Source organism: Pedobacter sp. AJM (genome assembly GCF_002197755.1).
GTDB lineage: Bacteria > Bacteroidota > Bacteroidia > Sphingobacteriales > Sphingobacteriaceae > Pedobacter.
Genome location: NZ_NHOT01000002.1, coordinates 431,399 through 441,757 on the forward strand (window position 1 = coordinate 431,399; position 10,359 = coordinate 441,757).

General features: G+C 39.6%; 10 protein-coding genes. 7 read left to right on the forward strand and 3 right to left on the reverse strand.

Annotated elements, in window-relative coordinates:
* Positions 1–54 precede the first annotated feature (54 nt).
* The 3 genes from CBW18_RS05835 to CBW18_RS05845 all read right to left on the reverse strand — a co-directional run bounded on the left by CBW18_RS05835 (position 55) and on the right by CBW18_RS05845 (position 3,423).
* Positions 55–1,281, reverse strand: coding sequence for an alanine dehydrogenase (locus tag CBW18_RS05835; RefSeq protein WP_088300363.1), 1,227 nt, complete (start codon positions 1,279–1,281; stop codon positions 55–57).
* A gap of 76 nt (positions 1,282–1,357) precedes the next feature.
* The gene (tsaE, locus tag CBW18_RS05840) at positions 1,358–1,774 is read right to left on the reverse strand and encodes a tRNA (adenosine(37)-N6)-threonylcarbamoyltransferase complex ATPase subunit type 1 TsaE (RefSeq protein WP_172406452.1); all 417 of its coding nucleotides are present in this window, start codon (positions 1,772–1,774) and stop codon (positions 1,358–1,360) included.
* A gap of 95 nt (positions 1,775–1,869) precedes the next feature.
* On the reverse strand, positions 1,870–3,423 hold the full coding sequence (locus CBW18_RS05845) for a PglZ domain-containing protein (protein WP_088300365.1): 1,554 nt from the start codon (positions 3,421–3,423) through the stop codon (positions 1,870–1,872).
* Positions 3,424–3,534: 111 nt separating this feature from the next.
* Between CBW18_RS05845 and CBW18_RS05850 the strand changes: the two genes are divergently transcribed.
* The 7 genes from CBW18_RS05850 to efp form a co-directional block, all read left to right on the forward strand.
* Positions 3,535–4,758 (forward strand): HD domain-containing protein, encoded by a 1,224-nt coding sequence (locus CBW18_RS05850; protein WP_172406453.1) that lies wholly within the window; start codon positions 3,535–3,537, stop codon positions 4,756–4,758.
* Between the two features lie 122 nt (positions 4,759–4,880).
* Positions 4,881–5,957: a UDP-3-O-(3-hydroxymyristoyl)glucosamine N-acyltransferase gene (gene lpxD / locus CBW18_RS05855; protein ID WP_088300366.1), complete on the forward strand. Its 1,077-nt coding sequence runs from the start codon at positions 4,881–4,883 to the stop codon at positions 5,955–5,957.
* Entirely contained in the window at positions 5,947–7,362 is a 1,416-nt protein-coding gene (locus tag CBW18_RS05860; RefSeq protein WP_088300367.1) for a bifunctional UDP-3-O-[3-hydroxymyristoyl] N-acetylglucosamine deacetylase/3-hydroxyacyl-ACP dehydratase, read from the forward strand. The genes lpxD and CBW18_RS05860 overlap by 11 nt, the downstream gene beginning before the upstream one ends.
* On the forward strand, positions 7,359–8,144 hold the full coding sequence (gene lpxA / locus CBW18_RS05865; RefSeq protein ID WP_010599175.1) for an acyl-ACP--UDP-N-acetylglucosamine O-acyltransferase: 786 nt from the start codon (positions 7,359–7,361) through the stop codon (positions 8,142–8,144). The genes CBW18_RS05860 and lpxA overlap by 4 nt, the downstream gene beginning before the upstream one ends.
* A 204-nt stretch (positions 8,145–8,348) precedes the next feature.
* A complete protein-coding gene (locus CBW18_RS05870; RefSeq protein WP_088300368.1) occupies positions 8,349–8,828 on the forward strand; it encodes a GNAT family N-acetyltransferase in 480 nt (159 codons plus the stop codon).
* Positions 8,828–9,442 (forward strand): ABC transporter ATP-binding protein, encoded by a 615-nt coding sequence (locus CBW18_RS05875; RefSeq protein WP_088300369.1) that lies wholly within the window; start codon positions 8,828–8,830, stop codon positions 9,440–9,442. The genes CBW18_RS05870 and CBW18_RS05875 overlap by 1 nt, the downstream gene beginning before the upstream one ends.
* Before the next feature lie 388 nt (positions 9,443–9,830).
* Positions 9,831–10,359 (forward strand): elongation factor P (gene efp / locus CBW18_RS05880; RefSeq protein ID WP_088300370.1); only part of this gene is annotated, 529 nt, incomplete at its 3' end.

Here is a 10,359-nt window from a genome sequence, read left to right on the forward strand (position 1 = left end):
GCAACTCATTCATGAAAATAATTATTTCGTACCTCAGCATAGCGAAAAATAAATTTACTGATTAGATACCACCAACAATTCCAGGTCTTTAAAAGGCAGGTTAAACATATCTGACAAATCCTTATTGGTACAATTTCCCTGATACATGTAAAGTGCCTCCCGAATACCGGGATTATTCCAAACCATATTCATTAAACCACCAAATTCACCAATATCCAATAAAATAGGTGCGAAAATATTGGTAAGCGCATAAGATGCCGTACGCGGAACCCGGGATGCGATATTGGGCACGCAATAATGAATCACATCATATTTTCTAAAAATGGGGTTGGTATGATTGGTTACTTCTGATGTTTCAAAACAACCACCCTGATCAATGCTGACATCAATCACCACTGAATGGGGTTTCATTCTCGCCACCGTTTCTTCCATTACAATGCAAGGACTACGCCCGTGGCTTGCCCTGATGGCACCAATCACGACATCGCAGGTAACAATTGCTTTATTTAGCACAATCGGCTGCATTACAGAAGTAAAAACCCGGCTTCCCAAATTATTTTGTAATCTGCGTAAGCGGTAAATAGAGCTATCAAAAACCTTTACTTCAGCTCCAAGAGCCAATGCTGTTCTGGCCGCATATTCGCCAACTGTTCCGGCACCTAAAATTACAATCTCGGTAGGTGGCACACCAGTAAAACCACCAAGCATTAACCCTTTTCCGCCGGTTACATTGCTTAAATACTCTGCAGCAATTAATATGGAAGTAGAACCTACAATTTCACTCATTGCTCTTACTACACTTAGTACATTCCCTTCATCACGGAGGTTTTCAAAGCACAAAGCATTAATCTTTTTATGCATCAAAGCTTTCAGGTAGTCCTGCTTCAGCGTGCCGGTTTGTAAAGAAGAAATTAAAGTCTGCCCCTTATGCATCATGGCAATTTCTTCCAGCATGGGCGGGGCAATTTTCACAATGATATCAGCATCAAAAACTTCTTTTTTATCGTAAACAATTTTGGCTCCCTGCTCTGCATATTCCGAATCAGAAAAGTTGGCGGCAATACCCGCACCGCTTTCTAAAATAACATGGTGGCCATTGTTAACCAATAAGGCAACAGATAATGGTGTTAAAGCGATCCTGTTTTCCTGAAACGAAATTTCTTTTGGTATCCCAATGTTCAGGCTGTTCTTCCTGTTTCTGGTTTCCAGTGTTGCCTCCTGGGTTTGCAATAAACCCTGACGGGCGATATCGGCCATTCCTTCGCGTATTCCTGTAGCCATGCTGCTTTTAAAAAAATTGTTTCTGTTTAAGGTTGTTCAAGGTACGGAAATTCTGGTAATTAATTCAGATCAAATGTTATACCTTACTGAAATTGAACACCCTCCGGTTTTCATCCATAATGGTAATTTCTGTTTTAATGAAATGATCAGGCAATAATTCAGCTACCTTTTCCGGCCACTCAATTAAACACATTCCACCACCGTAAAAATACTCTTCATAGCCTAAGTCAAATGCTTCCTGAATATCCTTGATGCGGTAAAAATCGAAATGATATACTTGGCCTGTGGGACTATCATATTCATTTACAATGGAATAAGTTGGACTTGATACCACATCATGAACACCTAAAACCTGACAAAAAGTTTTGATAAAAGTGGTTTTACCAGCACCCATATCACCATCAAAAATTAAAATCTTTTCGTTGCCTGCAAATTTTAAAAGTTGCTGCGCTACAAGAGGTAAATCTGATAAATTGTTAACGGCTATTTCCATCTTAAATAAATAAAGGCAAAAGTAATACATAATTGCATCGCTTTTGCCTTTTAGTCGTTTTCATGTCTCAAATCTGGTATCTCAGCGCGCTCAAACTACCGCGGTGAATAGGTCACCACCGGAATGATCATTTCTTCCAGAGAAATCCCTCCGTGCTGGAAGGTTTCATTATAATAATTTACAAACTGGTTGTAGTTATTCGGGTAAACAAAATAGCTATCCTCACGTGCAAAAATATAACTGCTGCTGATGTTGATCTTAGGCAATAAAGCATCATGAGGGTTTTTAATTAAAAAGACCTCTTTTGCATTGAAGTTTAAATTCCGGCCTTGCTTGTATCTGAGATTTGTATTGGTAGCGCGATCACCGATTACTTTTACTGGTTTTTTAACGCGAATGGTTCCATGATCGGTTGTGATCACCACTTTTACTTGTTTTTGAGAAATTTTCTTTAATAAATCCCACAGTGGTGAATGTTCAAACCAAGATAATGTTAGTGAGCGATAAGCTGCATCATCATTTGCCAGTTCACGAATCATTTGCATATCCGTACGGGCATGGCTCAGCATATCAACAAAGTTGAATACAATGGAATTGAAATCATTTTGTAATAGGTTATTGGTTTGATCAACCAGATCTTTACCCTGCTCAAAAGTTAAAATTTTATTGTAGCTAAACTTACAATCCTTGCGAAGATTCCGCTTAATGTTATCCGCTAAAAAAGCCTCTTCATGCATGTTTTTTCCACCCTCATCATCATCATTCTGCCACAACTGTGGGAAGCGTTTTTCCATTTCCAATGGCATCAGGCCGGAGAAGATGGCATTTCTTGCATATTGCGTTGCCGTTGGAAGAATACTGGTATACATATCTTCTTCATCAATCCTGAAATATTCAGAAATTAACGGATTTATAATTTTCCACTGATCATAACGCAGGTTATCAATTAAAATGAAAAATACAGGAGTGGTATCATTAATATGCGGGAAGGCTTTTTTCTTCAGCAGTTCATTCGATAACAATGGTGCTGTATCTTTGTTTTTGATCCAGTCCAGGTAGTTTTCCTCAATAAATTTGGTAAATTGTGTATTGGCTTCCTGCTTTTGCATGGTTAAAATCTCATGCATCTGTGGGTCATCAAGTTTTTCGAGCTCTAATTCCCAGAAAACAATTTTCTTATAGACATCAATCCATTCCTCATAATTCAGGCGATCGCCCAGGGTCATGCCCAAACGACGGAAATCCTGCTGATAAGCCATGGAAGTTTTTTCACTCACCAGCCTTTTGTTATCAATCAGCTTTTTAATGGTGAGCAACACCTGTTTTGGATTAACAGGTTTAATCAGATAGTCATCAATTTTACTGCCGATGGCATCCTCCATCAGGTTTTCTTCTTCACTTTTGGTAATTAATACAACAGGGACATCGGGATTTAAATTTTTAATGGCCGAGAGGGTTTCAATGCCGCTCATTCCGGGCATGTTTTCATCAAGGAAAACCAGATCAAAATGTGCCTTTCCAAAAGCTTCCAACGCATCATTTCCATTGGTAAAAGTGGTTACATCATAACCCTTATCATTGAGTAATAAAATATGGGGTTTTAGTAAGTCGATTTCATCATCGGCCCACAATATTTTCGTTTCTTGCATGTTTTTGTAAAAATAGATATGTATTGCCTTTTAATTTCGGCGGGTAAATCAAACTACAAATAAAAATAGCAATTTTTGTACCGTATCTATCTATTTAACTATTTTTAACGATTGAATAAGAAGAAAATCATAAATGATCCCGTTTACGGCTTCATTAGTATTCCATCCGAATTGGTATATGATGTCATTTCGCATCCGTATTTCCAGCGGCTGCGTTACATTAAGCAACTTGGGATGACCCATCTGGTTTATCCGGGTGCTTTACACACGCGTTTTCACCATGCCCTGGGTGCCATGCATTTAATGGGGCTGGCCATTGAAGTTTTAAGAAGTAAGGATCATATCATTACCGAAGGTGAAGAAGAAGCTGCTATGCTGGCTATTTTACTACACGATATTGGTCATGGTCCTTTCTCACATGCCTTAGAGCATTCTTTGGTAACCGGTATCAGGCATGAAGATATATCGGCAAAGCTGATGGATGACCTGAACCATCATTTCGATGGAAAATTAACGCACGCCATTGAAATTTTTAACGGCACCTACCCTAAAAAATTCCTTTATCAGCTCATTTCTGGTCAGCTGGATTTAGACAGGATGGATTATTTAAACCGCGACAGCTTTTTCACAGGCGTAAGCGAGGGCGTAATCAGTTTCGATCGCATCATTAAAATGTTCAACATTTTTGATGATAACCTGGTGATTGAAGAGAAAGGCATTTATTCAATTGAAAAATTCCTGATTGCCAGAAGGTTGATGTACTGGCAAGTTTACCTGCATAAAACCGTGATTTCGGGTGAAATGATCCTGGTAAAATTACTGGAAAGGGCTAAAGAACTTTCTGCAGCCGGAGAAAGCCTTTTTGCATCGCCATCCTTAAGCTACTTCCTAAGCAATAACATCAGCGAACTTAATTTCTTTTCCAACCATATCAATCTGGAACACTTTACCAATCTGGATGATCAGGATATTTATGCTGCGGTAAAAGTGTGGGTAAAACATCCCGATAAAATATTATCAACACTTTGCCGGATGCTAACCTCAAGAAACCTGTATAAGGTAGAGATGGGTAATGCAATGGCAGAAACCGATCGGGTTGCCTTTTTAAAAGACGCAGCCATTCATTTGCTGGACATCAGTCCGGAAGAGGCCCGGTACTTTGTATTCACCAGCGCCATTCAAAACAGGGCCTATAATGCTGGCGTTGGAAACATCAAAATTCTAATGAAAAATAACGATATTGTTGATATTGCAAAAGCTTCAGATTTATCCAATCTGGAATCACTACAAAAAACTGTAGAGAAGTACATTCTCTGCTACCCACGAGGGATTTAAGATTAATTAACAAAATATTTGACTTTTGCTGCCGTTTTAAGTCTTACTATTGTGTAAAATATACGCGGCTTAACCCTTACAGGTTTTTTTGTTCATATCAATTTAACATATACCTTTGTACGATGCAATTTACTGCAAAGCAGATAAGCGAGTTTTTAGAAGGTTCCATTGATGGCAACCCTGATGTAGCCATTACTGAACTTTCCAAAATAGAAGACGGGAAAGAAGGCTCATTGTCTTTTCTTTCAAACCCTAAGTACGAGAACTTTTTGTATTCCACGCAGGCATCAGTCGTGATCGTTTCAAAAGATTTTACGCCTAGCCAACCCTTTACAAGTACCCTCATCCGGGTAGATAATCCATATAGTTCATTTACCGTTTTACTGGATAAATATAACGAGGCGATGAATGCACAAGCGGCATCGTCTGGAATAGATAAACTCGCATTTGTACATCCTACAGCAAAAATCGGATCGAATGTTTTTATTGACGCTTTTGCCTATGTTGCTGAAAATGCGGTGATTGGTAATGGTTGCAGGCTCAATGCCCAGACTTTCGTAGGTGCGAATACGAACATAGGTGAAAATAGTATTATTTTTCCCGGCGTAAAGATTTATCACAATGCGGTGATCGGAAACCGCGTAATCATACATGCCAATACTGTAATTGGCAGTGATGGCTTTGGCTTTGCCCCACAAAAAGACGGGACCTATAATAAGATTCCTCAAATAGGAAATGTAGTAATTGAAGATGATGTGGAAATTGGCGCAAATACTACGGTAGACCGCGCAACAATGGGTTCTACGGTCATTAAAAAAGGTGCCAAAATTGATAACCTTATCCAAATTGCACACAATGTTGAAATTGGTGAAAACACCGTTTTGGCGGCACAATCCGGCATTTCTGGGAGCACAAAAATCGGCCCGAACAGTGTTGTTGGCGGACAGGTAGGTATTGCCGGTCATTTAACTTTGGCAAAAGGCACCCAGATCGGCGCACAGGCCGGAATCAACTTTAACATCAATGAAGAAAACAAACAATGGCATGGTAGTCCGGCGCAACCTTTGCGTAACTGGATGCGGGCATCCGTAATTTTCAAACACCTGCCAGATGTGGAGAAAAGAATAAATATACTTGAAGACGAATTGAAAAAGCTTACGGCTGAACTGGAAAAGAATACAATACACAATGAACGTTAGACAAAGAACGATTAGACAAGAAGTATCGGCATCTGGTGTTGGTTTACACACAGGTGCTAATGTGACTTTAACATTTTGCCCCGCCCCTGAAAATCACGGGTTTAAATTTCAACGTATTGATTTAGATGGCCTTCCCATCATTGATGCTGATGCAGATAATGTAACTGATACTTCCCGCGGCACTACTATCACACAGAACGGGGCGAGTGTCAGTACGGTTGAGCATGTAATGGCTGCCCTGGTAGGAATGGATTTAGATAATATCCTGATTAAACTTGATGGCCCTGAAACACCAATCATGGATGGAAGTTCGATCCAGTTCATTGATCTATTGGAAGAAGTTGGAACAATAGAACAAAATGCTGACCGGGAGTATTTTACTATTCCGCACAACATTACTTATACTGAAGAAGACAGGAAGGTAGAAATTGTAGCGATGCCGCTTGATGATTACCGTTTTACCTGTATGATTGACTATAATTCTCCGGTTTTAGGCAGTCAACACGCAGGTATTAATACCATTGCAGAGTTTAAAAAAGAAATCGCATCCTGCCGCACTTTCTGCTTTTTACATGAACTGGAATACCAATTATCACACAACTTAATTAAAGGTGGCGATTTAAATAATGCAATCGTTATTGTAGATAAGGAAGTCACGAAAGATGAGTTAAGTCATCTTGCCAAACTCTTTAACCGTGCCGATATCGATGTGGCTCCTCAGGGAATTTTAAACAACATGGAGCTGCGTTACCAGAATGAGCCTGCCCGTCATAAATTATTAGATATGATTGGCGATTTAGCTTTGGTAGGCATGCACTTAAAAGGCCATATTATGGCAGCACGCCCTGGTCATGCGGCAAATGTGGCCTTTGCAAAGAAAATCAAAGCTGCCATCAAAAAAGAAAAAAACAAAAAAATACAGAAGGTGTACGATCCAAGTTCAAAACCATTGTATGATATCAATCAGGTAATGGACATTTTGCCGCACCGTCAGCCATTTTTATTTGTAGATAAAATTTTAGAACTTTCTAAAAACCATGTGGTTGGCGTGAAAAACGTCACCATGAATGAAGAATTTTTCAAGGGCCACTTCCCTGGTGCACCTGTTTTTCCCGGGGTTATTCAGATTGAAGCCATGGCTCAGGTAGGCGGTATTTTAGTGCTGAGCACGGTACCAGACCCCAGAAACTACCTTACTTATTTTTTAAAAATAGATAACGTTCGCTTTAGGGCTCAGGTTCTTCCCGGCGATACGATTGTTTTCCGTTGCGACTTGCTTGAACCGATCAGAAGGGGTATTGCCCAAATGAAAGGCGTAGGCATGGTAGGCGAGAAAATTGTTGTCGAAGCCGAAATGATGGCACAAATTTCAAAAATTAAACAAGCAGAACCAGCCGAATCATGATACAACCTTTAGCATATATACACCCGCAGGCTAAAATTGCCGAAAACGTAGTGATCGAACCCTTTGTCGTGATACATAAAGATGTTGTGATTGGCGAAGGAACTTGGATTGGTTCTAATGTAACCATTATGGATGGTGCGCGGATCGGTAAAAACTGTCGCATTTTTCCAGGAGCAGTCATTTCAGGTGAGCCTCAGGATTTAAAATTTGCCGGTGAAGTGACTACAGCGGAAATTGGCGATAACACCACAATTCGTGAATGCGTAACCATTAACCGTGGCACCAAAGATAAATGGAAAACTGTGATCGGGAGTAATTGCTTAATTCAGGCTTATTCTCACATCGCACATGATTGTGAGGTGGGCAATAACTGTATCTTTTCAAACAGTACGACATTAGCGGGCCACATTACTATTGGAAACAATGTGGTGCTGGCTGGATTAGTGGCCATCCATCAATTCGTTAAAGTAGGTTCTTATGCATTTGTAACCGGTGGATCATTGGTTCGTAAAGATGTACCTCCATACGTTAAGGCTGCACGCGAACCCCTTTCTTATGCCGGAATCAATTCTGTAGGTTTGCGCAGAAGAGGTTTTACCAATGAACAGATTGACGAAATCCAGGAAATTTACCGGGTACTTTTTGTAAAGCACAATAACGTAACCAAAGCTTTAGACATGATTGAAGCAGAGTTCAAACCTACGGAGATCCGTGATGAGATTGTTGATTTCATCCGTAATTCTAATCGTGGGGTAATGAAGGGATTCGGTATGGGCAGCTAGGTTTAGGGTTTAGGGTTTAGGGTTTAGGGTTTAGGGTTTAGGGTTTAGGGTTTAGGGTTTAGGGTTTAGGGTTTAGGATAAATTTATTCCATAAAGCACTGTTTTAGTGTATTTTAAAAAAAATACCGGTATCTACATTATCCCTAAACCATTTATTTCTTCTTTAATCTTGGGTTGCTAAGGTGGTGAATACATTTCAGAGTTATGAATAATTTAACGTTAATCAAAACCAATTCAGAAAATACCGATTTCAGGCAGCTGGTTACTTTGTTGGATAATGACCTGGCCGTTAGAGATGGAGATGATCATGCTTTTTATTCACAGTTTAATAAAATAGACATGATTAAAGAAGTCGTGGTAGCTTACCAAAATGACATCCCCGCAGGCTGTGGTGCCATAAAACCATTTTCAGGTAACGCTGCCGAAATTAAACGCATGTTTGTTCATCCTGATTTCAGGAGACAAGGTATTTCAGCGAAGATATTAACGGAACTGGAGCATTGGGCCGAAGAACTTGGCTTTAAAGAATGTATACTGGAAACCGGCAAAAAGCAACCTGAAGCAATTGCACTTTACCAAAAGGTGGGTTATCAGATTACGCCAAATTATGGCCAGTACATTGGTGTAGATAACAGCGTTTGCATGACAAAACCGCTCAACATTAATCCAACGCACAACGATTAATGAAGATCACTTTAAATAATGTTGGCAGAAGGTTTAACAAAGAATGGATTTTCAGAGGCTTAACTACTGAACTTTCCTCCGGAAACAGCTATGCTGTACTGGGCCCTAATGGTTCAGGAAAATCGACTTTGTTAAGCGTATTAACCGGAAGTTTATCCCCATCTGAAGGGCAGATATCTTTTTCAGATTCCAAAGATATTCCGGTTGAAGATATCTACCGGTACATCAGTTTCGCAGCTCCTTATTTGGAGCTGGTGGAAACTTTTACCTTAACAGAAATTATTGATTTTCATTTTAAGTTTAAAAATTTTGCTCCCGGACTTAACCGCAAATTACTCATCGCTATTCTTGGCTTAGAGAAGTCTGCCCATAAGGAAATTAAGTATTTCTCTTCTGGCATGAAACAAAGAACCAAGCTGGCCCTGGCCTGCTGTGCCGATTCTCCTATCCTTTTTTTAGATGAACCCACCAGTAATTTAGATATTCAGGGTGAAGATTGGTATCGTGAGTTAATTAAAAACTTCGCTCAAGACAGGCTGACTATTGTTGGCTCTAATCAATTTCGCGAATATGAATTTTGCAATACTCAGATTCAAATCGCTGATTACAAGTAATATAATCCAAATTTTACTCCTATTTAACTGACCTCTTTTGTCATCCATTTGTATTATAAAAATATTTTCAATAAAATATTTTGCAATTAAGAAATAGTTAGTACCTTTGCACCACCAAAAAGAGAAACAAATATTAATTATTCTCTTCCTGGAAATGAAGCGATTTCTGTTTTAACAGCATTAAAAATATAGCCGTAAAAAGGCAAAAGAGTTTTTCATAGTTTAGTTTGAGGTTTAGGTTGATTATGCCTTTGGAGTGGTTCCCAAAGGCATTTCTTTTATATGTATATTTTGCCGCCTTAACCCATATTCAAAAGACGATAGGCTTCCGAATCATCATCCATTTTTTTAACTTTGGTTTTTAGTCAAAACAACATTTCATTATAAAATGGCAAAAGCATCAGAAATATGGTCGGGAGCTGTTCTCCGCATCAACGGCGAACTGGTAGCAGTAGAAGAGTTCATCCATCGCACCCCAGGAAATTTAAGGGCTTTTTATCAGGCCCGCATGCGCAACATCAAAACAGGAAAAATTGTAGAGTACCGTTTCCGCCCGGATGAGGAGGTTACCTTTGCCCGCGTAGAAACCAACGACTACCAATATCTTTATGAAGATGGCGACTATTTAGTCGTGATGGACAATGAAACTTTCGAACAGCACAACATCCCGAAATTCCTTTTTGGCGATTCCATCAGATTTTTAAAGGAAAGTATGACTTTAACCGTGGCTTTCGAAAGCGATGAGCCCATTATTGCGCGCCTCCCGAACAGTGTTGAGCTGGAGGTAACCTATTCCGAACCTGCAGTTAAAGGTGATACTGCAACCAATGCTTTAAAACTGGCCATAGTAGAAACCGGCGCCGAAGTGAGGGTTCCATTATTTGTGAATCAGGGTGATAAAATCAAGATTGATACAC

Coding starts and splice junctions, on each gene's coding strand:
- CBW18_RS05860 (WP_088300367.1), top strand. CDS start 5,947: ATGAACGTTAGACAAAGAACGATTAGACAAGAAGTATCGGCATCTGGT.
- CBW18_RS05835 (WP_088300363.1), bottom strand. CDS start 1,281: ATGGCTACAGGAATACGCGAAGGAATGGCCGATATCGCCCGTCAGGGT.
- CBW18_RS05870 (WP_088300368.1), top strand. CDS start 8,349: ATGAATAATTTAACGTTAATCAAAACCAATTCAGAAAATACCGATTTC.
- lpxA (WP_010599175.1), top strand. CDS start 7,359: ATGATACAACCTTTAGCATATATACACCCGCAGGCTAAAATTGCCGAA.
- CBW18_RS05875 (WP_088300369.1), top strand. CDS start 8,828: ATGAAGATCACTTTAAATAATGTTGGCAGAAGGTTTAACAAAGAATGG.
- tsaE (WP_172406452.1), bottom strand. CDS start 1,774: ATGGAAATAGCCGTTAACAATTTATCAGATTTACCTCTTGTAGCGCAG.
- CBW18_RS05845 (WP_088300365.1), bottom strand. CDS start 3,423: ATGCAAGAAACGAAAATATTGTGGGCCGATGATGAAATCGACTTACTA.
- lpxD (WP_088300366.1), top strand. CDS start 4,881: ATGCAATTTACTGCAAAGCAGATAAGCGAGTTTTTAGAAGGTTCCATT.